The following is a 24,216-nucleotide window of genomic DNA, read 5'->3' on the forward strand; positions in this document are numbered from 1 at the left end:
CGCTACAGGATGTAGCGCGACAGGTCCGGATCCTGCACCAGGTCGTTGAGGTGCTGGTCCACGTAGTCGCGGTCGATCGTCAGGGTCGTGCCGTCGCGATCCGGCGCTTCATAGCTCAGCGTGTCGAGCAGGCGCTCCATCACCGTATGCAGGCGGCGGGCACCGATGTTTTCCTGGCGCTCGTTCACCTGCTCGGCGATGCCGGCCAGGCGATCCACTGCGTCCGGCGAGAAATCGAGCTTCACGCCTTCGGTCTTCAGCAACTCGACGTACTGCCGCGTGAGCGACGCGCGCGGTTCGGTGAGGATGCGGACGAAGTCGTCCTTGTTCAGCGCGCTGAGCTCCACGCGGATCGGGAAGCGGCCCTGCATTTCGGGGATGAGGTCGCTCGGCTTGGCCAGGTGGAACGCACCGGAAGCGATGAACAGGATGTGGTCGGTCTTCACCGGGCCGTACTTGGTGCTCACCGTCGAGCCTTCGACCAGCGGCAGCAGGTCGCGCTGCACGCCTTCGCGCGAGACGTCGGCGCCGTAGCCTTCCGAGCGCTTGGCGACCTTGTCGATCTCGTCGATGAAGACGATGCCGTGCTGTTCGCAGGCTTCGATCGCGGAGGCGCGGACGTCGTCTTCGTTGACGAGCTTGCCCGCTTCCTCTTCGATCAGCATCGGGCGCGCGGCCTTGATCGACAGGCGCTTGGTGTGGGTCTTTCCGCCCGCCACCTGCGAGAACATCTGGCGCAGTTGCTGGCCCATCTCTTCCATGCCCGGCGGCGCCATGATGTCGACGCCGACGTTGACGGCAACTTCGAGTTCGATCTCGCGTTCGTCCAGGGTTCCCGCACGCAGCTGCTTGCGCAGCTTGGCGCGCGTGGCGGTCTCTTCCGGCGAGGCGTCTTCTTCCTTGTCCTCGTTGGTGAAGCCGAACACGGTGGCGACCTGCCGCTTGGGCAGCAGCGCCGAGAGGATGCGGTCTTCCGCGCGCTCTTCGGCCTGCGTGCGCACGCGCTGCTTGGCCTGTTCGCGGTACATCTTCACCGCGGTGTCGGCGAGGTCGCGCACGATCTGCTCGACGTCCTTGCCGACGTAGCCGACTTCGGTGAAACGCGTGGCTTCCACTTTCACGAAGGGCGCATTGGCGAGCGTGGCCAGGCGGCGCGCGATCTCGGTCTTGCCCACGCCGGTCGGGCCGATCATGAGGATGTTCTTCGGCATGACTTCGTCGCGCAGGTCGGGATCGAGCTGCATGCGGCGCCAGCGGTTGCGCAGTGCGATGGCGACCGCGCGCTTGGCCGAATGCTGGCCGACGATGTGGCGATCGAGTTCCTGCACGATCTCGCGCGGGGTCATGGTGGAGGACGTATGCACGGCCAGTTTGTTCATCAGAGTTCTTCCACCACGATGTTCTGGTTGGTGTAGATGCACACGTCGCCGGCGATCTTGAGCGCCTCGGCGACGACGGTCTTCGCATCCAGCGAGGTGTGGCCCACGAGCGCGCGCGCCGCCGACAAGGCGAACGGGCCGCCCGAACCGATCGCGATGATGCCGTCCTCGGGTTCGATCACATCACCGGTGCCGGAGATGATCAGCGAGGTTTCGCGATCGGCGACCGCGAGCAGGGCCTCGAGTTTTCCGAGGCGGCGCTCGGTGCGCCAGTCCTTGGCCAACTCCACCGCGGCGCGGGTGAGTTGGCCGTGTTTTTCCAGTTTCGCCTCGAACAGTTCGAACAGCGTGAATGCGTCGGCCGCGGCGCCGGCGAATCCGGCGAGCACCTGGCCGTCGCGGCCGAGGCGGCGCACCTTGCGCGCATTGGCCTTCATCACCGTGTTGCCGAGGGTGACCTGGCCGTCGCCACCGACCGCGACTTTGCCGTCGCGACGGACGGACACGATGGTGGTGGCGTGGAAGCGTTGTGGATCCATGGGGGGATGGGCTCCTGGGGCGTGTCAGGCGGAGTTGGGGCCGCCCTCGCCGTGGATCAAGAGCCGCTTATTCCCCGCCTTTCTTGCGTTTAGCCCGGGGATGCGCGGCGTCGTACACCTTGGAGAGGTGGCCGAAGTCCAAGTGTGTGTAGATCTGCGTCGTCGAAATGTCGGCGTGGCCGAGCAGTTCCTGCACGCCGCGCAGGTCGCCCGAGGATTCGAGCACGTGGCTGGCGAAACTGTGCCGCAGCAAGTGTGGGTGCACGCGCTTGAACAGGCCCTGCCGCTGCGCGAGCGTGCGCAAGCGCGCCTGCACGCCGCGCGGGGAGATCGGGCCGTTGCGTCCCGGGAAGACATAGGCATCCGCCGCCGCGCCCTGGTCGGCCTTCCATTCGGCCAGCGCCGCGCGCGCATACGATCCCACCGGCACGCGCCGCTGCTTGTTGCCCTTGCCGAGCACGGTGACCAGGCCGCCCTGCAGATCGAGGTCGTGCCACTTCAGCCCGCACAACTCGGACAAGCGAAGGCCGGAGGAATAGAACAGTTCGAGCAGCGCGCGGTCGCGCAGGCCGAGCGGTGCGTCGGTGGGCACTTCGACCAGCGCCTTCGCTTCGTCGGGATCGAGCACCTGCGGCAACTTGCGCGGCGCCTTCGGTGCGCGGATCGGTTGTGCGGGATTGGCGGCGATGCGCCCATGGCGCAGCAGCCAGCGATAGAAGCTGCGGCACGCGGAGAGGCGGCGTTGCAAGCTCTTCGGCGACAGGCCGCGCCGATGTTCCGATGCGATGAACGCGCGCAGTTGCTCGGTGTGCAGCGTGTCGACGTCGGCGCCCTGCTCCGTCGCCCACGCGCGCAATCCGTCGAGATCGCGGCGATAGCCATCCAGCGTGTGCGGCGACATGCGCCGCTCGACCTGCAGGTGCTGGAGGTAGTCGTCGATGGACGGCATGCGCGGGCGCGCGGCGACCTCAGCCCGGATAGCGCTGCAATGCAACGGCGAGCGCTTCGCCCATCATGCGCAGGAACAACGTGCCCATGCCGGGGAAGAAGCGATTGGGATCGCGGCTGCCGACGGCGACCAGGCCGATGCCGGGGATCGGCAACAGCGCGGTCGACTGCACTTCATCGGCGCGCAACGCGTAGAGCACCGCGTGTTTGTCCGGATGCAAGCGGCCGCAGATCGGCTCGCTTTCCGAGATCGCGTCCTTGAACGGTTCCAGGCGCGAATCGCCGGCGGGAATCGACTGCCACCAGTCGGAGTCCTCCAGCCCCGCGACGGGTGCGAAAGTGATGATGCGCACCAGGTCGCCCTGGAAATCCTCGGCGAGCGATGCGGCCATCGCGCGCAACGTGCCCGCGGCGCTGTCCTGCCGCATCAGGCCGAGCGCGAGCTGGTGCGTGCGCACCGCGAGGCGTTCGTTCTCCTGCGCATTGCCGAACAACTCCTGCAGGCGACGCGCGAGTTCGCGGTTCTTGTCGCGCAGCACTTCCAGCTGGTAGCTGGCGAGCGAGGCCGCAGGGCCTTCGTCGCGCGGCACCACCAGGCTGATCGCGAGGTCGGGGAACTGCTTGAGGAACGTCGGATGCCGGCGCAACCAGGCCGCGACTTCGTGCGCGCCGAGCTTTTCGGTCGTATCGATCATGGCAACCACTCCCCTTCGAAAACGAACGCGGCCGGACCGGCCATGTAGATCGGGCCCGTGTCGTCGGGCCATGCAATGCGCAATTCGCCACCGGGCAGCGCGACCGTGACCTCGCGATCCACGCGTCCGCGACGCATCAAGATCGCAGCCGCCGCGCACGCGCCGCTGCCGCAGGCGAGCGTTTCGCCGACGCCGCGCTCGTACACGCGCAGGCGGATGCGATCGCGGCCGACGACCTGCGCGAAGCCGACGTTCACCGATTCGGGGAAGGTCGCGCTTCGCTGCAACGCCGGGCCGACGAGGCCGACGCGGGCGATGCCGACATCGTCCACTTCGATCACCGCATGCGGATTGCCCATCGAGGCCGCGCCGAACTGCAGCGTGTCGCCATCGATGGCCACGGAATACAGGTCGCGCGCTTCGTCCTGGCCGGACATCGGCACGCGCGCGGGCGCGAACTCCGGCACGCCCATCGCGATGCGGTAGCGCCCGCCATCGAGCACGTCGACCACGTGCGTGCCGGCCGGGCTGTCGAGTTCGAAATGCGGGCCGCGCGCGGCGCCGTCGCGCACCAGCCAGGCCGCGACGCAGCGCGCGCCGTTGCCGCACTGCTGCGCCTGCGAGCCGTCGGCGTTGAAGATGCGATAGCGCGCGACCGCATGCGGGCTGCGAGGCGCTTCGATGGTGAGGATCTGGTCGCAGCCCACGCCCATGTGGCGATCGCCGAGCGCGCGGCACAGCGCCGCGTCCGGCGCGGGCTGGCCGTTGCGGAGGTCGACGACGACGAAATCGTTGCCGGCACCATGCATTTTCGTGAAGCGAACGCTGCGCCCGCCTGCGTCGTGCGGTTGGCTCATCGGGTCGTGCTCAGCGCGGCGTGCCGGGAGACCCATCGGTGTCATCCGCGGGCGGTGGCGGTGCCACGGTCGAGGGCGCGGGCGGCTGCGCCGAAGTCGAAGGCGCGGGCAGCACCGAGGGTTGCTGGACCGTCTGCGACGACCCCGTCGGATCGGCCGGCGCCGTCACGGTGGACGGCGCGGCGACGGCTTCCGAGGCCCGTTCGCCCGGTGTCGGCGGCGGGGCTTCCGACCGCGGTGCGAGCACCAGCGGCCCCTTGTTGCCGCAACCGGCGAGCGGAAGGGCAACGGCGATCAGGAATGCGAAGCGAAGCTTGGTCATGGGCGCAAGTGTGTCACTTCGCGGCCGACGATTGCACGCCCGTGGCACCGAGCTGGTCGAGCAGGAAGGCGTACATCTCCGACAGCTCCTTGTAACGACGGAAGCGCCCGGACTTGCCGCCATGCCCCGCGTCCATGTTGATGCGGAACAGCACGGGGTGCTCGGGGCCCGAAGTGTCGAGGTCGCGCAGGCGCGCCACGTACTTGGCCGGCTCGAAGTACTGCACCTGCGAGTCCCACAGGCCGGTGCCCACGAACATCGCCGGATAGGCCTGCGCCTTCAGGTTGTCGTAGGGCGAGTACGACAGCATGTAGTCGTAGTAGTCCTTCTTCTCCGGATTGCCCCACTCGTCGTATTCGTTGGTGGTCAGCGGGATGCTCGGGTCGAGCATCGTGGTCACCACGTCGACGAAGGGCACCTGCGAGAGGATCACGCGGTACTTCTCGGGCGCCATGTTGGCCACGGCGCCCATCAGCAGGCCGCCGGCGCTGCCGCCGTAGGCCGCCACGCGATCCTTCGACGCATAGCCTTCCTTCACCAGGAAGTCGGTGACATCGATGAAGTCGGTGAAGGTGTTCTTCTTCTTGAACAGGTGGCCGTCGTCGTACCACTGGCGGCCCATCTCCTGGCCACCGCGGATGTGCGCGAGCACGTACACCATGCCGCGATCGAGCAGGCTCACCGCCGGCAGGTTGAAGCCCGGGTCGGTGGACGAACCGTAGCTGCCGTAGGCGTACTGCAGCATCGCCGCGGTGCCGTCCTTCTTGAAGCCCTTCTTGTAGACGACCGACACCGGCACCTTCGTGCCGTCGCGCGCCGTCGCCCACAGGCGCTCGGTGACGTACTGCGTCGGGTCGTAGCCGATCACCGGATCGCGCTTGAGCTGCTTGCGCTCGCCGGTCTTCGTGTTGAGTTCGTACACGGTCGCCGGCGTGGTCATCGACGTGTAGGTGTAGCGCAGCCAATCGGTGTTGGGTTCAGCGTTGACCGACAGGCCCATGCCGTAAGCGGGTTCGTCGGCCTTCACGAATTCGCTCTTGCCGTCCGGGCGAAGGAGGCGCAGGCGCTCCAGCCCTTCGCTGCGTTCGGCGATGGCGGTGAAGCCGTCGAACATTTCGAAGCCGTCGATGAAGACCGATTCGCTGTGCGGAACCCAATCCGTCCATGCCTTGCGCGAGGTCGAGCCATCGGGCGCGGTGACGAGCTTGTAGTTCTTCGCGCCGTCCGCGTTGGTGCGGATGACCCAGCGGCCGCCGAAGTGATCGGCTTCGTACTCGACATCGCGCTGGCGCGGCGCGAGCACTGCGAAGTCCTTCGGGTCGTTCGCCGGCGCGCAGCGCGCTTCGCTCGACACCGTGCTGTCCACCGTGATGCAGATGAACTTGTCGTCGCGCGTGCGGCCCACGCCCATGTAGAAGCTGTCGTCCTTCTCTTCGTACACCAGCACGTCCTGCGACGCGGGCGTGCCGACGACGTGCTGCTTCACCTTCGTGGTGAGCAGCGTGGTCGGGTCGTTCTCGACGTAGAACAGCGTCTTGTTGTCGTCCGCCCACACCAGGTTCGGCGAGACGCCCTTCACTTCATCGGTGTAGGTCTCGCCGGTGGCGAGGTTGCGGAACTTGATGACGTACTGGCGACGGCCCACGGCGTCTTCGGCCCAGGCCAGCATGTTGTTGTCCTGGCTGACCTCCCAGTCGCCGACGCTGAAGTAGTCCTTGCCCTTCGCCATCTCGTTGACGTCGAGCAGCACTTCCTCGGTCGCGCCCATCGCGCCCTTGCGGCGCGCGTAGATCGGATAGTCCTTGCCGGTTTCGAAACGCGTGTAGTACCAGTAACCGCGCTCGTGGTACGGCACGGTGCTGTCGTCCTGCTTGATGCGCCCGACGATCTCGTCGTACACGGATTCCTGCAGCGGCTTCAGGCGCGCCATGAATGCGTCGGTGTACGCATTCTCGGCGTTGAGGTAGGCGAGCATCTCCGGATTCTTGCGCGTGTCGTCGCGCAGCCAGTAGTACTCGTCGTTGCGCTCGGCACCGAAGGGGGCCTTGACGACGTGCGGCTTTTTGGCGACGTCGGGCGGCTGCGGGAGATCGGAGGCGTAGGAGTTCGAAGTCATCAATGCGATCGCGAAGAGGCAGGGAGTGAGTTTCATGGGCGGCCCGTTATCGAGGGGTTACTTCGACAGTTCATTCCACAGGAACGTAAAAGCGAGCGCACTCATGTGCGCCGACTGCGCGTTGTTCGCCGCGCCGCCGTGGCCGCCTTCGATGTTTTCGTAATAGCGCACGTCCTTACCGGCCGCGGACATCTTCGCCATCATCTTGCGGGCGTGGCCCGGATGGACGCGGTCGTCGGCGGTGGAGGTGGTGAACAGCACCGGCGGGTATTGCCTGGCCGGATCGAACAGCTGGTAGGGCGAGAAGGTCTTGATGTATTCCCAGTCGCTCGTGTCCGGATCGCCGTACTCGGCCATCCACGAGGCGCCAGCGAGGAGGTGGCTGTAACGCTTCATGTCGAGCAGCGGCACCTGCACCACGATCGCGCCGAACAGCTGCGGATACTGCGTGAGCATGTTGCCCATCAGCAGGCCGCCATTGCTGCCGCCCATGATGCCCAGGCGCTTGTTGGTCGTCAGGCCCGAATTGACCAGGTCTTCGGCGACCGCCGCGAAGTCTTCGTATGCCTTGTGTCGATTCGCCTTCAGCGCCGCCTGGTGCCAGCGCGGGCCGTACTCGCCGCCGCCGCGGATGTTGGCGACCGCATACGCACCGCCCTTCTCCAGCCAGCCCTTGCCGACGCTGCCGGAATACGCGGGCGTCATCGAGACTTCGAAACCGCCATAGCCATAGAGCAGCGTGGGCGTGGTGCCGTCGTTCTTCGCGTTCTTCGGCTTCACGAGGAAGTACGGGATGCGCGTGCCGTCCTTCGAGGTGGCGAAGTGTTGTTCGATGACGTGCTTGGTCGCGTCGAAGAACTGCGGGTTGGACTTGAGCGTTTCCGGTGCCGCATCGCGCGACACATCGGCGATGGCGAGCGTGGTCGGCGTGAGGTAGTCGGTGGCGGTGATCCACACGGCGTCGCTCGTATCCGGATCCACGGCGCTGACGGTGAGCGCGCCCATCGCGGGCACGCCGGTCATCGGCGTCGACGCCCACGCGCCCTCGCCCGGCGTCAGCACGCTGAGCTTGCTCTTCACGTCTTCCATGACGTTGAGGACGAGCTTGTCCTTCGTCCACACCGCGCCGGCGAGCGAGGTGTGCTCGGTCGGCGTGAACAATTCGGTGAATTCGCGCTTGCCGGCCAGGAAGTCGTCGAACCTCGTCGCGATCAGCGCGCCGGCGGGCCAGGTCTTGCCGCCTGCGTCGTAGGGATCGCGCAGTTCCAGCACCAGCCATTCCTTGTGCGGGTACTTGTTGGCGGAATTGGGCGCGTCGATCTTCGTCAGCGTGCCGTCGGCGCCGCGCACGTACAGCTCATCGTTGTAGAAGGCGATCGCGCGGCTGACGTAGTCGCGTTGGTAACCCGGCGTGTGGTCGCGCTGCGCGGAAATGTAGAGGTCTTCGGGCTTGCCTTCGTACACCAGCGAGGCCTGCGTCATCGGCGTGCCGCGCGACCATTGCTTCACCACGCGCGGATAGCCGGAGGTGGTGAGGCTGCCTTCGCCGAAATCGGTGTAGACGTAGACGGTGTCCTTGTCGATCCAGGACAACGCGCCCTTGGCTTCCGGACGGAAGAAGCCGTCCTTCACCCAGGTCTTGGTCTTCAGGTCGAATTCGCGCGTGACGTCGGCATCCGAGCCGCCCGGCGACAGCGCGATGAGGCAGCGCACGTACTCGGGCTTGAGGCAGTCGGCGCCGTGCCAGACCCAGTTCTTCTTTTCAGCGACGTTGAGTGCGTCGAGGTCGATCACCGTTTCCCAGCGCGGGTTCGGCTTGCGGTATTCCTCGAGCGTGGTGCGGCGCCAGAGGCCGCGCTCGTGCGCCTTGTCCTTCCAGAAGTTGTAGTAGTAGTCGCCGATCTTCTCGACGCCGGGAATCTTGGCCTCGGAGTCCAGGATGGCGGCGATGTCGGATTCGAGCTTGCCGAAACCCGGCAACTGCTCGAGTTCGGATTTGGTCCTGGCGTTTTGCTCGCGGACCCAGGCGATCGACTTGTCGCCCTTCACGTCCTCGAGCCACTGATAGGGATCGTTCGCCACGGTGGGCTCCTGCTTCGCGGGGGTCCCGTCGGCAGCGAGGAGCGATCCGGTGGCAGTGGCAAGCCCGAAGGCGATTCCGACGACGAGGCGAACGGATGATCCCTGGGGCATGCGACGGCTCCGCGTGGCGATGGGGCTGCCACGCTAGCACGCCGCATCCGGGGGTGGCCGGTCAGGCGGCCTGCAGTCGGCGGCGCGGGAGTGCACGCTCGCGGCGGCGGGCCTGCGGGGTGCTGCGACGCCGACGCCGACCGTCGCGGGTCTGCTTCGCGGCGACGGGCCAGCGCGGCAGGGCGAAGCGATGCAGCGCCCACCACGCGGTGGCGGGCATCGCGATCAGCCACAAGGGCATCCAGCCGATCCAGGTCGAATAGCCGCGCGCGAAGGGCAGCATGAGGACGGCAAGCGCGCCCCAGGTGAGGCAGGTGCGGAGGATGCGATCGAGGCGGGGGTCGAGGTCGGACGTCTGCGCGGTGCGGATCATGGCAAGGCTCCTGGGTCGGCGATGGAGCGCAAGCTCGCGCCGCCCCATCTCACGGGCTGCGATCCGCGAAAAACTTTCTCAGTAGCCGGCGGCGTCGAGCGCCTTGTCCGCCTCGCGGCGACCGATCTCGATGAGTTCGCGCGCACGCCAGAACTCGTAGAACTGGCAGGCATCACGCGGAATGCGGATCACCAGTTCCGGCGGATCCAGCGCCATTTGCACGCGCGCGATCTGCGCCTGCATGGTGTCCAGCGAGCGCGCCATCAGGTCGGTGAAGCCGAGCCGCGTGCGCGCCGCATCCGCCGTGCCGGGCGTGGCGCCCCAGTGCAGCCAGGACGACAACCACGAGCGTCCGTTCGACGGCCCCGACGGCGCACCTTCCTGCGCCGGCTCGCCCGGAGGCTGTTCCGGCCAGCCATGCATGTCGACCGCGATCAGGCGATGCGCATCGGACAGCCGCGTCGCCGCGATCGGCAGCGGCGCGAGCAGACCGCCGTCGACCAGCGCGCGCCCATGGATCACGTGCGGCGTGAACAAGCCCGGGATCGCGAACGACGCGCGGATCGCATCCCACATGTCGCCCTCGCGCAGCCACACCTCGCGCTGGCGCATGACATCCACGGCCACCGCGGTGAAGTCGATCGGCAGGTCCTCGATCTTCGGGGAGCCGGCGATCTCGCGCAGCGCTTCGATCAGGTGCGTGCCTTCGAACAGCGCCGAACGCCCGAGGCCCGGATCGAGCAGGCGCACCATCGCGCGCCGGTCGAGCGACAACAGCCAGTCGCGATAGTCGTGCAGCTTGCCCGAGGCCTGCAGGCCACCCACGAGGGCGCCGCTGGAGGAACCGGCGATCGCCACGATGTCGAGGTCGCGCGCCTGCAGCGCTTCGATCACGCCGATCTGCGCAAGGCCGCGCGCACCGCCGGCACCCAGGACCAATGCGACTTTTTCGCCGCTGCGGATTTTTGGTGCGTCCGATGGCGTCATCGTTCGTAGTTCGAAATCGCCAGCGCCAGCAACGACCGCGCCTGTTCGCGCAGCGCCGGCGGCTCGACGATTTCCGCATCCGACCCGTAATGCAGCACGTCCATCAGCAACTCGCGCGAGTTGCTGTAGGGCAGCTTGAGCTCATAGCGCCCGTCGGGCAGGAAGCGCCCCTGCTGCTGCGAATGCCAGCGCTCGTCGGCCACCCAGCGCGCGGCTTTCGGGCTGAAGATGATCGTCGCCCAGTTCTTCGGGATGCCGGAAAAGATGCCGTAGCTCGAGGCCAGGTGTTCGTCGAGCTCGGGATCGGCGATGTCGCGCGCGGGCGCATCGAGCATCTTCGCCGCGCCGATGCGGTCGACGGCGAAGCTGCGCAGCGCCTCGCGGTCCTCGTCCCATGCATCCAGGTACCAGTTGTCGCGATAGTGGGTGATGCGCTGCGGGGACACGGTGCGGCGCGTCTTCTCATCCGTGGAGCGCGCGCGGTAGTCGAAGGAGAGCGTGCGGCGCCCGAGCACGGCCGAGGCGACCACGCGGAAGACATGTTCATCCAGGCGCCGCGGGCGGCTGGCGATCACGCGCACGCGCTCCACCGGCCAGCGCTTGCCGCCGGCCTGCTCCTCCAGGAGCTTCTCCACGCGCGCCTGCAGGGGCGCGAGCGTCGTGGACAACAGGCCGCCGCCGCTGCGCGAGAGCAATTGCTGCGTGGCGAGCAGGGCGTGCAGCTCTTCCGAATTCAGCCACAGGCCCGGCAGTTCGAAGCGATCGCTCTCGGAGGCGTCGTAGCGGAAGCCGGCCTCGCCGTCGCCGATCACCGGCGCCATCAGGCCATCGCGCAGGAAGGCGAGGTCGCGGTAGACCGTGGCGCGCGAGCAGCCGAGTTCGTCCTGCAGGCGCTTGACGGTGACGGGATAGCGGGCCGCCTTGAGGATGCGGTGCAGGGCGTTGATGCGTTCGTAGCGGTCCATGGGGGAATTAAAGCAGATGCGCCCCTACAATCCGTACCCATGCACGAGCCGAAGCTCAATCCGTCGCCTTCCCCGGGTGACGCCGTTCACGCCACCACCTGCTACATGTGTGCGTGCCGCTGCGGCATCAAAGTCTGGACGCTCGACGGGCGCATCCGCTACATCCAGGGCAACCCGGACCATCCGGTCAATCGCGGCGTGCTGTGCGCGAAGGGGTCGGCCGGGCTCATGCAGCACTACTCGCCGGCGCGGCTCACGCGTCCGATGCTGCGCGTGGGCGAGCGCGGCAAGGGCGAATTCAAGGAGATCAGCTGGGAGGAAGCGCTGGAGCTGGCGACGTCCTGGCTCGCGCCCGTACGCGCGAACAATCCCGACGGCCTCGCCTTCTTCACCGGCCGCGACCAGTCGCAGGCGCTCACGGGCTGGTGGGCCCAGCAGTTCGGCACGGTCAACTACGCCGCGCACGGTGGCTTCTGCTCGGTGAACATGGCCGCGGGCGGGCTGTACACGCTCGGCGGCTCGTTCTGGGAATTCGGCGAACCGGACTGGGACCACACGCAATACCTGATGTTGTGGGGCGTGGCCGAAGACCACGACTCCAATCCGATCAAGCTCGGCCTGGGCAAGCTGAAGGCGCGCGGCGCGAAGATCGTTGCGGTCAATCCGGTGCGCAGCGGTTATGGCGCGATCGCCGATGAGTGGATCGGCATCCGCCCCGGCACCGACGGCCTGTTCGCCTTCGCGCTGATCCATGAGCTGCTGCGCAGCGATCGCATCGACCTGGATTACATGGTCCGATATGCGAATGCGCACTGGCTGGTGGTGCGCAATCCGGGCGGCGCGGACGATGGCATGTTCGCGCGCGACGCCGACGGCAACGCGCTGTGCTGGGATCGCACGCGCGGCGCGGTGGATGCGAATGCGATCGACACCGAACCGATGGTGGTCGGCGAGTACACCCTGCCCGATGGCCGCAGCGTCGTGCCTGTCTTCCAGTTGCTGGCCGAGCGCTACATGGACGCGCGCTATTCGCCGGATGCGGTGAGCGAACGCTGCGGCGTGCCCGCCGACACGATCCGCCGCATCGCGCGCGAGCTCGCCGCGGCCGCGTTCGACCACAAGCTCTCGCTGCCGATCGCCTGGACGGACAGCTGGGGGCGCGAACACAGCGAAATGGTCGGCCGCCCGGTGTCGATGCATGCGATGCGCGGCATCAGTGCGCATTCCAACGGCTTCCACACCTGCCGCGCGCTGCACGTGCTGCAGTTGCTGCTCGGTGCGGTGGATGCGCCGGGCTCGTTCCGCTTCCAGCCACCCTTCCCGAAGCCGATCCCGCCAGCGAACCGCCCGGGCAAGACGCGCCGCGAAGACGGCGGCCTGGACGCCGCACCGCTCGGTTTCGTGCACGGCCCCGAAGACCTCGTCGTCGACGCCGACGGCGAGCCGCGCCGCATCGACCACGCCTATTCCTGGGCGTACCCGTTGTCGGCGCACGGCATGATGCACACGGTGATCCGCAACGCGTGGGCGGGCGATCCCTACCGCATCGACACGCTGATGATGTTCATGGCGAACATGAGCTGGAATTCGGCGATGAACACCGCCGAGACGATGCACTGGCTCACCGACAAGCACGAGAACGGCGACTACCGCATCCCGCGCATCATCTACAGCGACGCGTATGCGTCGGAAATGGTGGCCTACGCGGACCTCGTGTTGCCGGATACCACCTACCTGGAACGCCACGACGCGATCTCGCTGCTCGATCGCCCGATCTCCGACGCCGACGGCGCGAGCGACGCGATCCGCCATCCGATCTTCGACGCCGCCACGCAACCCACGGACGACGGCCGCCCGCGCGACGTGCGCGGCTTCCAGTCGGTGCTGCTCGACATCGGCGCGCGCCTCGGCCTGCCCGGCATGGTGCACGCGGATGGCTCGCCGAAGTATCGCGACTACGCCGATTACATCGTGCGCCACGAACGCATGCCCGGCGTCGGCCTGCTCGCGGGTTGGCGCGGCGAAGACGGCAGCCTGGAAGGCAAGGGCGCGCCGAATCCGAACCAGCTCCAGCGCTACATCGAGCACGGCGGTTTCTGGCATACGCCGATCCCCGAGAGCGCGCGCTATTACAAGATGGCGAATCGCGACTACCTGCAGTGGGCGCAGCGCTTCGGTTTCGTCGGCAACGACAAGCCGATCGTGATGCAGCTTTATTCGGAAACGCTGCAGAAATTCCGCCTCGCCGCGCAGGGCCATGGCGCGCACCAGCCGCCGGACCAGCACCGCACGCGCGTGGCGACGTACTTCGACCCGCTGCCGATCTGGTACGAGCCCTTCGAACACGACGAGACCTCGCGCGAGGCATTCCCGCTCAGCGCGATCACGCAGCGCCCGATGTACATGTACCACGCGTGGGGTTCGCAGAACGCGTGGCTGCGCCAGATCCAGACGCGCAACGCGCTGTACGTGCATCCCTCGACCGGTGCGAAGTACGGCTTGGACGACGGCGATTGGGCCGATGTCGATTCGCACAACGGCACGATCACCGTGCAGGTGCGCCTGGCCGGCAACGTGCAGCCCGACACCGTGTGGAGCTGGAATGCGATCGGCAAACGCCGCGGTGCATGGCGCCTGGCGAAGGACGCGCCCGAAAGCACCAAGGGCTTTTTGCTCAACCATCTGATTTCCGACGTCACGCCGAAGGGCGAATACGCGAACGCTGATCCCATTACGGGCCAGGCCGCGTGGTTCGACCTGCGCGTGCGCATCCGAAAGAGTGCGCAGGAAGGCGAGAGCGCGCCGCAGTTCGCGCCGCTGGCGTATCGCGAAGCCAACGAACAACCGCTGCGCTACGGCGCCGCCTCGCGCAACCGCGAACATCCGAGCAAGACACCGAAATGACCGACCTGCCACCGCCCTCGACGAAGAAACTCGGGCTCGTCATCGACCTCGACACATGCGTGGGCTGCCAGGCCTGCGCGACGGGTTGCAAGCAGTGGAACAGCGGCGGCATGGCCGGCCCGGTCACCGACGAGCAGCCCTACGCCAAGGATCCGAGCGGCGTGTGGTTCAACCGCGTGCATTCCTACGAGCTGGAGCCCACGGACACGCAGCCGGCGCAGACGCTGCACTTCCCGCGCTCCTGCCTGCATTGCGAAACCCCCGCCTGCGTCACCGTGTGCCCGACCGGCGCGAGCTACAAGCGCGCGAGCGACGGCATCGTGCTCGTCGACGAAGACAAATGCATCGGCTGCAAGCTGTGTTCGTGGGCCTGCCCCTATGGCGCGCGCGAGTACAGCGAAGTCGAAGGCGTGATGAAGAAATGCACGTTGTGCGTCGACCGCATCTACAACGAAAACCTCCCGGAATCCGAGCGCGAGCCCGCCTGCGTGCAGGTGTGCCCCACACGCGCGCGCCACTTCGGCGACTTGGGCGATCCGGAATCGAAGGTGTCGAAGCTCGTCGCCGAACGCGGTGGCGTCGCACTCATGCCCGAACTCGGCTATGCGCCGGTGAACCGCTACCTCCCGCCGCGGCCGCGTCGCGCAGGCGGTGAAGCGGATGTCGCCGTCGCCGAACCGACCACCGACGCCACGCCGAAGCGTTGGCTCGACCGCCTCCTCCGCCGCTAAGGAACCCCCGCCATGGCCGACCCGACTCCGGTGCTCGTCACCACCACGAATACGTTCGAAGGCCGTCGCATCGTGGCCTACAAGGGCCTGGTCGGCGGCGATGCGATCCTCGGCGCGAACATGTTCCGCGACTTCTTCGCCGGCATCCGCGACATCCTCGGTGGCCGCTCCGGCGCCTACGAAAAGGTGCTGCGAAAGGCGAAGACCGAAGCCGTCAACGACATGATGGAACACGCGCGCGAAGTCGGCGCCAATGCGGTGGTCGGCGTGGACCTGGATTACGAGACCATCCAGATCCAGGACGGCGGGTCGATGCTGATGGTGTCGGCGTCCGGCACCGCGGTCGTGCTGGAGTAAGCCTCGCAATGCATCCCGCACTGTCGGTCATCTTCTTCACCACGCTTTCGGGCGCGGGATACGGGTTGTTGTTCTGGGCTGCGTGGCACGCGCTGACCGGCGCCAGCGCCGCGCGCACCGTGCTTGCGTGCATCGTGCTCGCCATCGTGCTGTCGACGGTCGGCCTGCTGAGTTCGATGCTGCACCTGGGCAAGCCCGCGCGCGCATGGCGTGCGTTCTCGCAGTGGCGCACCTCCTGGTTGTCGCGCGAAGGCGTGGCGGCGATGGCCACGTTCGGCATCGCGGTGCTGCTCGGGTTGGCGATGCTGCCTGCGCAACTCTCGGGGAGTGCGTGGGATGCTGCGGCGTTGTCGCTCGCGGGCAAGGGCGTCGCCGTGCTCGCGATCGTCATGGCCATCGTGACCGTGTACTGCACCGCGATGATCTACGGCTCGCTCAAGCCGATCCCCGCATGGCGCCATTCGCTGGTGCCGCGCGTGTACGTGCTGTTCGCGCTGTTCACCGGCGGGTTGTTGTTCTGCGCCATCGCGACGGGCCTCGGCCGCACGGTGAGCCAGATGGCCGCGCTGGCCGGCATCGTGGTGGCGCTCGCGCTGGGCCTGATGAAGTGGAAATACTGGCGCGAGATCGACGTGCCGCTGCCCGCCACGCGCGGCGATGCGGTCGGCCTGCCGCAGCGCACGGCCACGGTGTTCGAACGCCCGCATACCGAAGCGAATTACCTGACGAAGGAAATGGGCTTCGTGGTGGCGCGCAGGCATTCCGCGCAGCTGCGCCGCCTTGCGCTCGTGTTGTTCGCGCTGCTGCCGATCGTGCTGTTGCTGCCGGCGCTGCTGTTCGTGCACGCCAATCCGGCGCCGTGGTACGCCGCGTCGGCCCTGTGCGCGATCGCGGGTGCTTTCGTCGAGCGTTGGCTGTTCTTCGCCGAAGCGAAGCACCTGGTCACGCTGTACTACTGAACCTCGGCGTCGATCAGCGCGCGTGCGCCCTGCGCGAGCAGGCGCTGCGCGACTTCCAGGCCGAGCGCTTCGGGCGAGGTGCCTTCCGCGGCGGCGCGCACCAGGCGCCCGTCGCTCGCCGAACCGACCAGGCCCTGCAGGTCGAGCTGCGTGCCTTCGCGGCGCGCGAACGCGGCGACCGGCACGTGGCAACTGCCGTGCAGTGCGCGATTCATGGCGCGCTCGGCCTCGGTGCAGATGCGCGTGGTGTCGTCGTCGAGCGCGAGGCAGATCTCGTGCACCTCGGGCGTGTCGTCGCGGCATTCGATGGCGATCGCGCCCTGCGCCGGCGCGGGCAACCACGCGGGTGCATCGAGGCGCGCGCGGACGCGTTCGTCGAAGCCCAGGCGCGAGAGGCCCGCGCAGGCGAGCACGATCGCGTCGTATTCGCCGGCATCGAGCTTCGCCAGGCGCGTGTTGACGTTGCCGCGCAGGTCGCGCAACACGAGGTCGGGGCGCCGCGCGCGCAATTGCGCCTGGCGCCGCAGCGAGGACGTGCCGACCACCGCGCCCTGCGGCAGCGCGTCGAGATCCTCGAAGCGATTGCTGACGAAGGCATCGGCATGGTCCGCGCGCGCCAGGATCGCCGGCAGCGCGAAGCCCGGCTCGAGCACCATCGGCACGTCCTTCAGCGAATGCACGGCGCAATCGGCCTCGCCCCGCTGCATCGCGATCTCCAGTTCCTTGAGGAACAGGCCCTTGCCGCCGATGGCGGCCAGCGAACGGTCGAGGACTTCGTCGCCGCGCGTGCTCATCGGCACGAGCACGACCTCGAGCCCGGGATGCGCAACGCGCAAACGGGCGGCGACGTGTTCGGATTGCCAGAGGGCGAGCGGCGACTTGCGGGTGGCGATGCGGAGCGTGGGCATGGCGCGATTATCGCCCGATCGCGCCCGGGCCGCTGTCTACAGGTGCTTCACCGTCTCGCGCAGGTGCGCCACGCAGCGGCGGCTCACTTCCAGCGGATGGTCCCCATGGCGCAGCACGGCCTGCACGTGGCCGTCCGGCGCGCGCTTGAGTTCGACGATCTCGTGGCGCGCCACCAGGCAGTTGCGGTGGATGCGCACGAAGCGGTCGCCGAATTCCTCTTCGAGCGACTTCAGCGATTCCTCGATCAGGTCCTCGCCACGCGCGTGGTGCACCACGACGTACTTCTCCTCGGCCTGCAGGTAATGCACGTCTTCGATCGGGATCAGTCGCAGGCTGCCGCGCAGGCGCGCGCACAGGTGCGTGCGGCGTTGGTCCGGCGTGGTCGCGCCTTCGGTGCCGCTGCCGTTGGTGGTGCGGCCCGCGGCGAAGGTGCGTGCGCGATCGAGCGCGGCGGCCAGGCGTTCGGGCCGCACGGGCTTGACCAGGTAATCGATGGCCGCGGCTTCGAAAGCGGACAAGGCATGCGCGTCGTAGGCGGTGCAGAACACGACGGCGGGGCGCGGTTCGAAGGCCGCGAGGTGGCGCGCGGTTTCCAGTCCGTCGATGCCGGGCATCGCGATGTCGAGCAGGACGAGGTCGGGATGGTGCTGCGCGCAGGCATGCAACGCTTCGCGCCCGTCGCCGGCTTCGGCGACCAGTTCGATGCCTGGTTGCTCGGCGAGCAGATCGCGCAGGCGTTCGCGCGCGAGCGGTTCGTCGTCGGCGATGAGCACTCTCACGAGCGACCTCCTGGTGGAAGCGGAACTCGAAGCTCGGCCAGATAGTAGCCCTCGTGCCAACGTCCGGTCACGCGTGCGCGCGGGCCGAATGCATAGGCCAGGCGCCCCGCGATGCTGCGCTGGGCGTGCCCGCTCCCGGCCCGGCCTCCCAGGAGCTCGGCATCGCGCTCGCGGGGTGGAGGGGCGGGGTTGTGCACGGCCAGGTGCAGGTACTCGACGTCGGTCGACAGCTCGATATCGATCGTTCCCCCTGAGGGCAAACGCGAGATGCCGTGCAAAACGGCATTCTCGACCAGAGGCTGGAGCACGAGCCGCGGCAGGGGCAGGGCCCAGGGCAAGGGTTCGGGCCTGCGCCAGCGCACGTGCAGGCGCTCGCCCAGGCGCAGTTGTTCGATGGACAGGTAGCGCTCGGCGAGCTCGACCTCCTCGGCCAGGCTCGATTCGCCCTGCCCGGCCCCGAGGGCCGCGCGGAACAGGTCCGACAGGTCCAGCACCGCACGCTCGGCCACGTCCGCGTCCCGGCGGACCAGGCCGGCGATGGTGTTCATGCTGTTGAAAAGGAAGTGCGGCTTGATGCGCGCCTGCAGCGCATCGGCCTCGGCGCGGGCGCTCGCGCGCACCTGCGCCTGCCAGCCATCCACCGCATAGAGGTAGCGCAGGACCACCGCGACGATCAGCGTGGCGATCGCCGCGCTGCCACCGACGAAGCGGTGCATGCGCATGGACTCGGGCACGAAGCCGTAGCCGAGGCCGCGGTCGACCGCATGCACGAGCGCCGCGCCGGTCGCGGAGATCAGGGCCGCCGCGAGCACCGCCAGCGTGCCCCCGACCACCGGCCTGAAGCGCGAAAGATGCTGGCGCGAGACGCACAGGACCACCGACACGGTGAGCGCCAGCCACAGCGCGAACGCGCTGGCGGTGGTGAAGCGCGTGAGCGTCCACTCCGAATCGGCCGAAGGCGCCAGCGCAATCACGCACACCACGAGTTCCGCCACGCCGAGCATGGTGGCCAGCCGCCCGAGGCGGCACAGGTCCGGCAACCAAGGTTCGCCGGGCGCGGGCTCCATGCTCAGCCCGTGGGCCTTGCGTCGAAGATGCGGGAGAACCAGTCGCCGAGGTCGCGGATTTCCTCCGGGCAGACCGCGTGCGGCATGTTGTAGGTCTTCCACGTGACGTCGAAGCCCATCTGCTGCAGCAGGCCGGCGCTCGCAACGCCCGCCTGCACCGGGATCACCGGGTCGGCTTCGCCGTGGGCAAGGAAGATCGGTTGCGACTTGGCCTGCTCGGATGCGATTTCGCGCGCGGCCTCGTGCGCCATCGGCAGGTAGGTCGACAGCGCGACCAGGCCGGCGAGCGGGCGCGTGCGACGCACGCCGGCGGCGAGCGTGATGGCGCCGCCCTGCGAGAAGCCGGCAAGGAAGGTGCGTTCCGGTGGAATGCCGCGGGCATGTTCGCGATCCAGGAGTGCGCCGACCTGCGCGGTCGATACGGCGACGCCTTCGGCATCGGCGCGATTGGCGAGGTCGAAGTCGCGGATGTCGTACCACGCGCGCATGCGCATGCCGGCATTGATCGTCACCGCGCGCACGGGCGCATGCGGGAACACGAAGCGCATCGACGGCCAGCCCGGGCGCACCAGCTCGGGCACGAGTGGCACGAAGTCGTGCCCGTCGGCGCCCAGGCCATGCAGCCAGAGCACGGACCAGCGCGGATCCGGGCCCGTCTCTTCCTCGATGGTTTCGAGCAGGTCGATGGCGTCCATGTCGCTTCCCTCGTGTCGGGGCAGTCTAGAGCAAGCGCGGTCGCGGAAACGTGTCCGGCGCCGGCCGTCCCGCACGTTGGCTCGGAAATGGCGGCGCGTGTCCGGAACGGCGCCGCAGCACGGGAGGACTCGATGGCGGGATCGGCGTTGACGCGGCTGCTCGCGGAGCTCCGTCGCCGGCGTGTCGTGCGCGTGGCCATCGTGTACGCGATCGCCGGCTGGTTGGTGATCCAGGTGGCCGCGACGGTGCTGCCCAGCCTGCGCCTGCCCGAGTGGACGGTCACCCTGGTGGTCGTCCTCGTCGTATTGGGCTTCGTGATCGTGCTGGTAATGGCCTGGATGTTCGATGCCGGGCCGCGCGGGCTCGAGCGCACGCCGCCGTTGCCGCCTGCCGTGGTGGAACCGCCGGCAACCCCGGCACCAGCACCGGCTGCCCTGGCGGCCGCTGCGCCCCCCGCGCCCGCGCCCGTGCCCGAACCCGCTGCCGCAGCCGAGCCGACACCCACGCGCGCGCTGCACACGCCCTCCAATGGCGACGGCCGCCGCACCATCGCGGTGCTGCCCTTCATCAACATGAGCGGCGACACGGAGAACGAATACTTCAGCGACGGCATCGCCGAGGAAATCCTCAACCTGCTCACGCAGCTGCCGCAACTGAAAGTCGCTTCGCGTTCCTCGTCCTTCGCCTACAAAGGCAAGGACGTGAACATCCCCTCCGTCGCGCGCGAACTCGGCGTGACCACATTGCTGGAAGGCAGCGTGCGCAAGGCCGGTGAGCGCGTGCGCATCACCGCGCAGCTGATCGACACCGGCAGCGACTCGCACTTGTGGTCGGAAACCTACGACCGCGAAATGAAGGACGTGTTCGCGATCCAGGACGACATCGCGCACAGCATCGTGAAGGCGCTGCAGGTGACGCTGACGCCGCAGGAGCGTCGCGCGATGCAGTCCGTCGCCACCTCCGATCCGGAGGCCTTCGACTACTACCTGCGCGGCCGCAGCTACATGTATTCGATGGCCCGCCGCGATTACGAACACGCGATCCGCATGTTCGAACAGGCGATCGCGGTGGATTCGAAATACGCACTCGCCTACGCGGGCATGGCCGATGCCTACGCCAACCTCTATCGCTACGCGGAGGCGACGCCGGAAAACGTGGCGCGCGCCAACCGCGCGAGCGAACAGGCCGTCGTGCTCGACCGCGAATCCGCCGAAGCGCACGCCTCGCGCGGCCTGGCCCTGCTGATCAGCGAACGCTACGACGAGGCCGAAGCCGAGTTCGAAACGGCGATCGCCAAGAATCCGAACCTGTTCGACGCCTGGCACTACTACGGCCTGGCCAGTTCGTCGCGCGGTGATTACGAGAAGGCCGTCCGCCTGTACTCGCGCGCGGCGGAAGTGAACCCGAACGACGTGCAAGTCCCGATGTTCCTGGCGATGTCCCTGGCCTCGCTGGGCCGCAAGCAGGACGAAATGCGCGTGCGCCTGGGCGCGCTCGGCACGCTGGAACGCCACGTCAAGCTCAACCCGCACGACACGCGCGCGTTGTACTTCGCGGCGCAGAACCTCTATCGCGTCGGCGAGAACGAGAAGGCACGCGCGATGGCGGAGCAGGCGTTGAAGCAGGCGCAGGACGAACCGGTCGTGCTCTACAACGTCGCGTGCATCTACGTCGGGCAGGGCGATCCGGAACGCGCGATCGATCTGCTCGAGCGCGCCGTCAGCCTGGGCTGGGGCGACCGGGCGTGGATGGAACACGACAGCGACCTGGATCCCTTGCACGGACATCCGCGCTTCATCGCGCTGCTCGAACAGATCCACTGAGGCGCGACGCGCCTTCGAACGGCGCGGACTGCCGTCCCCGTACGAGGGACGACAGCCCGGCCGCGGCGACCCGGACACCGATCGCCATGCCCGGCGGCATCAAACGCGCGTGGACACTGCATGGCCGCACAGGACGGCCGCGACGCTGCCATCGGCGGCATACAGCGTGGTGGTGACGGGACCGGCTGCGACCTTGCCATCGCTGCTCAGCAGGATCTGGCGCTCCACGGTCTGGTAGCCGTCGTAGGCGCCGTCGAGGAACCACTCGAAGCGCAGGCGCATGGTGTAGCGGCCGTTGAGCGGATTGAATTTCCAGGTGCCGAGCGCGTAGCCCCGCTGGCTAAAGCCCGGCAGGCCGCCCGGCGGGGAGCGCGGTGCTTCGATCACGCTGCCCCCGGCGGAGAACTGCAGCGTGTTGCGGACCTGGAAGAACACGACGTCGGAACCGCAGGGACCGATGTCGGCCAGCGTGGTGTACAGGCCGGCGATGCGATTGGCGGGAACGGCGAGTGCGCCGTCGGTCAGGGGATTCGCTGCGTGAACGCTGGTAGCGGTAAACAGCGCGAGGGAGAGGCCCAGGAGGCGGGGAGCGTGCATGGCGGACTCCGGTAACAGGCGCGCCGGGATTGGCGCGGCGGCGACCCTGCGCGTCCGGCGTCCGGAAATTCCATCGAAATCCGCTGAAAGAATCTGAAATCTGGTGAATCCATGCCCGACGCGCCTGCCCGGCACTACCGATTCGAAGGGTACGAACTCGACATCCGGACGCGCGAACTGCGCGATGTCGCGGGCACGGTCGTGCCGTTGACGGCGAAAGCCTTCGACACGCTGCGATTCCTCATCGAGCACCGCGACCGCGTGATGACCAAGGACGAGTTGCTCACGGGCGTGTGGCCGGGGCGCGTGGTCGAAGAGAACAACCTGACCCAGGCCATCGCCGCATTGCGGCGCGCGTTCGGCACGCATGCGGGTGAACATCGGTTCATCGTCACCGTGCCGGGCCAGGGCTATCGCTTCGTCGCCGTGTGCGATACGGCGGATGCGGACGAGGGTGCGCACGCGCAGGCTTCGCTGCCTTGGCGACGTTGGGCGCTGGCGGCCGTTGCCTGCATCGCGCTTGCTGCAGGCGCATGGTGGGCGCTGCGCGGGCGCGCACCGACCGTGCCGGCGGCTTCGACGGAGGCCACGCTCGCGGTACTGCCCTTCCGCTCGGTGTCGGCCGGGGCGCGCGATGAACTGCTCGAAGACGGCCTGGCCGACACGCTGATCAACCGGATGAGCCGTTCGACGACCTTGCGCGTGCAGTCGCTGGCCTCCAGCCGCCGCTTCGACAACCCGACACAGGATCCCCTCGACGCCGCGCGCCAACTCGGCGCGCGTTACGTCGTCGAAGGGACGGTGCAGCGCGAAGGCGACCGCGTGCGCGTGGGGTCGCGGCTGCTGGATGCGCGCGACGGCCGCGCGGTGTGGTCGAACACGTTCGACGAACGCGCCGATCGCGTGTTCCTGCTGCAGGACCGCGTCGCGGACGCCATGATCTCGGCCCTCGCCTTGCACGAACATGCGCGCTCTGCGCCGAGCCCGTGCGATGGCGCGAACGTCGAGGCGTATCGGGCCTACCTCACCGGTCGCTACCAACTCGACCGCCCTTCGCGCGAACGCATGCGCCAGGCGATCGCCTCCTTTCGTAACGCGATCGACCTGGATCCCACCTGCGCGCGCGCATACGCAGGGACGGCCTATGCCTACCGCACGCTGGTGATGACCGGCGACGCGCAGCCGCGGGCAATCTTCCCGTTGGCGAAGGCCGCCGTCGAACGTGCGCTTGCGATCGACCCGAATCTCGCGGAAGCGTATTCGTCGCAGGGGTTCATCCGCTTCTGGTACGACTGGGACTGGTCGGGGTCGGAGGCGTCGTTCAAACACGCGCTGGCGCTCAATCCCAGCCTCGCCGAAGCCCACCTGGGTTACGCGCACCTGCTGGCGAACATGGGGCGCATGCAGGAATCGGCCGTGCACGCCCGGCAGGCGATGCAACTGGATCCGATGTCGCCCTTGTTCAACACCTTGTCCGCGGCATTCCTCTCCGCCGGCGGCCATGCCGACGAAGCCAAGCGTGCGCTCGCACGGGCGCGGGAGGTCGAACCCGACTTCTGGATCGGCCTGCTCATCAACGCCGACGCGCGCATGCGGGCGGGGGATTCCAAGGGCGCCGTCGCCGACCTGGAACGCGCGCGCGCCTTGTGCGGCGATTGCAGCCAGGTGCAGGCCTCGCTCGGCATCGCCTACGTGCAGGCCGGGCGGCGCGCGGATGCGCAAGCGCTGCTGCGCCACATGGAGGCGCTCGCACGCACCGACTACCTGCCCGCGACGAGCATCGCGGCCGTGCGCAATGCCTTGGGCGATCCGGACGGCGCGCTCGCGTTGCTCGAACGCGCCTGGGCGGACCGCGACGTGCGCATGCCGTTCCTGCGTGCCGACGGCAACTGGGACAACCTGCGCGCGACGCCGCGCTTCGTCGCGATCGTCGAGCGCATGCGCTTTCCACCGGGGGCCGCGAGGACTTTCAGGAATTCCGCGACGCCCGAGATGCGATAGGCCCTGTCGCCAGGTTCTG

The 24,216-nt window shown here is 68.1% G+C and carries 22 protein-coding genes; 6 read left to right on the top strand and 16 right to left on the bottom strand.

The features are described from left to right. Window positions 1–2: 2 nt before the first annotated feature. From hslU to LVB87_RS03690, 11 genes are all read right to left on the bottom strand, one after another. Window positions 3–1,379 (bottom strand): ATP-dependent protease ATPase subunit HslU, encoded by a 1,377-nt coding sequence (gene hslU / locus LVB87_RS03640; protein ID WP_232899560.1) that lies wholly within the window; start codon window positions 1,377–1,379, stop codon window positions 3–5. Further along, window positions 1,379–1,918 (bottom strand): ATP-dependent protease subunit HslV, encoded by a 540-nt coding sequence (hslV, locus tag LVB87_RS03645; RefSeq protein WP_232899561.1) that lies wholly within the window; start codon window positions 1,916–1,918, stop codon window positions 1,379–1,381. The genes hslU and hslV overlap by 1 nt, the downstream gene beginning before the upstream one ends. A gap of 67 nt (window positions 1,919–1,985) precedes the next feature. After that, window positions 1,986–2,867 (bottom strand): tyrosine recombinase XerC, encoded by an 882-nt coding sequence (gene xerC / locus LVB87_RS03650; protein ID WP_232899562.1) that lies wholly within the window; start codon window positions 2,865–2,867, stop codon window positions 1,986–1,988. Window positions 2,868–2,886: 19 nt separating this feature from the next. Then, window positions 2,887–3,561, bottom strand: coding sequence for a DUF484 family protein (locus LVB87_RS03655; RefSeq protein ID WP_232899563.1), 675 nt, complete (start codon window positions 3,559–3,561; stop codon window positions 2,887–2,889). After that, the gene (gene dapF, locus LVB87_RS03660; RefSeq protein ID WP_232899564.1) at window positions 3,558–4,418 is read right to left on the bottom strand and encodes a diaminopimelate epimerase; all 861 of its coding nucleotides are present in this window, start codon (window positions 4,416–4,418) and stop codon (window positions 3,558–3,560) included. Before dapF ends, LVB87_RS03655 begins: the two co-directional genes overlap by 4 nt. A 10-nt stretch (window positions 4,419–4,428) precedes the next feature. Then, window positions 4,429–4,740: a lipoprotein gene (locus LVB87_RS03665; protein WP_232899565.1), complete on the bottom strand. Its 312-nt coding sequence runs from the start codon at window positions 4,738–4,740 to the stop codon at window positions 4,429–4,431. Between the two features lie 13 nt (window positions 4,741–4,753). Further along, window positions 4,754–6,892, bottom strand: coding sequence for a S9 family peptidase (locus tag LVB87_RS03670; protein ID WP_232899566.1), 2,139 nt, complete (start codon window positions 6,890–6,892; stop codon window positions 4,754–4,756). A gap of 21 nt (window positions 6,893–6,913) precedes the next feature. After that, on the bottom strand, window positions 6,914–9,049 hold the full coding sequence (locus LVB87_RS03675) for a prolyl oligopeptidase family serine peptidase (RefSeq protein ID WP_232899567.1): 2,136 nt from the start codon (window positions 9,047–9,049) through the stop codon (window positions 6,914–6,916). Window positions 9,050–9,110: 61 nt separating this feature from the next. Beyond that, window positions 9,111–9,422, bottom strand: coding sequence for a hypothetical protein (locus LVB87_RS03680; RefSeq protein ID WP_232900584.1), 312 nt, complete (start codon window positions 9,420–9,422; stop codon window positions 9,111–9,113). Between the two features lie 78 nt (window positions 9,423–9,500). Next, window positions 9,501–10,409 carry a patatin-like phospholipase family protein gene (locus tag LVB87_RS03685; protein ID WP_232899568.1) on the bottom strand — a complete coding sequence of 303 codons (909 nt, stop codon included), beginning with the start codon at window positions 10,407–10,409 and terminating at the stop codon, window positions 9,501–9,503. Then, window positions 10,406–11,374: a YafY family protein gene (locus tag LVB87_RS03690; RefSeq protein WP_232899569.1), complete on the bottom strand. Its 969-nt coding sequence runs from the start codon at window positions 11,372–11,374 to the stop codon at window positions 10,406–10,408. The genes LVB87_RS03685 and LVB87_RS03690 overlap by 4 nt, the downstream gene beginning before the upstream one ends. Before the next feature lie 39 nt (window positions 11,375–11,413). Here LVB87_RS03690 and LVB87_RS03695 point away from each other — a divergent pair, with 39 nt between their 5' ends. Genes LVB87_RS03695 through LVB87_RS03710 form a run of 4 tightly spaced genes read left to right on the top strand, consistent with a single transcriptional unit; the run spans window position 11,414 to window position 16,325 of the window. Then, window positions 11,414–14,278, top strand: coding sequence for a molybdopterin oxidoreductase family protein (locus LVB87_RS03695; RefSeq protein ID WP_232899570.1), 2,865 nt, complete (start codon window positions 11,414–11,416; stop codon window positions 14,276–14,278). Beyond that, window positions 14,275–15,009: a 4Fe-4S dicluster domain-containing protein gene (locus tag LVB87_RS03700; RefSeq protein WP_305067752.1), complete on the top strand. Its 735-nt coding sequence runs from the start codon at window positions 14,275–14,277 to the stop codon at window positions 15,007–15,009. The genes LVB87_RS03695 and LVB87_RS03700 overlap by 4 nt, the downstream gene beginning before the upstream one ends. 12 nt (window positions 15,010–15,021) lie before the next feature. Then, window positions 15,022–15,366: a heavy metal-binding domain-containing protein gene (locus tag LVB87_RS03705; RefSeq protein ID WP_343223407.1), complete on the top strand. Its 345-nt coding sequence runs from the start codon at window positions 15,022–15,024 to the stop codon at window positions 15,364–15,366. 8 nt (window positions 15,367–15,374) lie between these two features. Beyond that, a complete protein-coding gene (locus LVB87_RS03710) occupies window positions 15,375–16,325 on the top strand; it encodes a DmsC/YnfH family molybdoenzyme membrane anchor subunit (RefSeq protein WP_232899571.1) in 951 nt (316 codons plus the stop codon). On the opposite strand, the gene hemC is transcribed toward LVB87_RS03710, so the two are convergent. Genes hemC through LVB87_RS03730 form a run of 4 tightly spaced genes read right to left on the bottom strand, consistent with a single transcriptional unit; the run spans window position 16,319 to window position 19,775 of the window. Next, window positions 16,319–17,233, bottom strand: a complete 915-nt coding sequence (gene hemC / locus LVB87_RS03715) for a hydroxymethylbilane synthase (protein WP_232899572.1) — start codon at window positions 17,231–17,233, stop codon at window positions 16,319–16,321. The genes LVB87_RS03710 and hemC overlap by 7 nt on opposite strands. 36 nt (window positions 17,234–17,269) lie before the next feature. Then, window positions 17,270–18,013: a LytTR family DNA-binding domain-containing protein gene (locus tag LVB87_RS03720; RefSeq protein WP_232899573.1), complete on the bottom strand. Its 744-nt coding sequence runs from the start codon at window positions 18,011–18,013 to the stop codon at window positions 17,270–17,272. After that, a complete protein-coding gene (locus LVB87_RS03725) occupies window positions 18,010–19,080 on the bottom strand; it encodes a histidine kinase (RefSeq protein WP_232899574.1) in 1,071 nt (356 codons plus the stop codon). The genes LVB87_RS03720 and LVB87_RS03725 overlap by 4 nt, the downstream gene beginning before the upstream one ends. 2 nt (window positions 19,081–19,082) lie before the next feature. Continuing rightward, window positions 19,083–19,775, bottom strand: a complete 693-nt coding sequence (locus LVB87_RS03730; RefSeq protein ID WP_232899575.1) for an alpha/beta hydrolase — start codon at window positions 19,773–19,775, stop codon at window positions 19,083–19,085. Between the two features lie 132 nt (window positions 19,776–19,907). Here LVB87_RS03730 and LVB87_RS03735 point away from each other — a divergent pair, with 132 nt between their 5' ends. Next, window positions 19,908–21,599: a tetratricopeptide repeat protein gene (locus LVB87_RS03735; protein WP_232899576.1), complete on the top strand. Its 1,692-nt coding sequence runs from the start codon at window positions 19,908–19,910 to the stop codon at window positions 21,597–21,599. A 99-nt stretch (window positions 21,600–21,698) separates the two neighbouring features. Here the strand turns inward: LVB87_RS03735 and LVB87_RS03740 are convergent, their stop codons facing one another. Next, complete coding sequence (locus tag LVB87_RS03740; protein ID WP_232899577.1) at window positions 21,699–22,196, bottom strand: hypothetical protein; 498 nt, start codon at window positions 22,194–22,196, stop codon at window positions 21,699–21,701. Window positions 22,197–22,307: 111 nt separating this feature from the next. Between LVB87_RS03740 and LVB87_RS03745 the strand changes: the two genes are divergently transcribed. Beyond that, window positions 22,308–24,197, top strand: coding sequence for a winged helix-turn-helix domain-containing protein (locus tag LVB87_RS03745; protein ID WP_232899578.1), 1,890 nt, complete (start codon window positions 22,308–22,310; stop codon window positions 24,195–24,197). Window positions 24,198–24,216: the final 19 nt, after the last annotated feature.

The sequence above is a fragment of the Lysobacter sp. KIS68-7 genome (genome assembly GCF_021284745.1).
Lineage (GTDB): Bacteria > Pseudomonadota > Gammaproteobacteria > Xanthomonadales > Xanthomonadaceae > Noviluteimonas.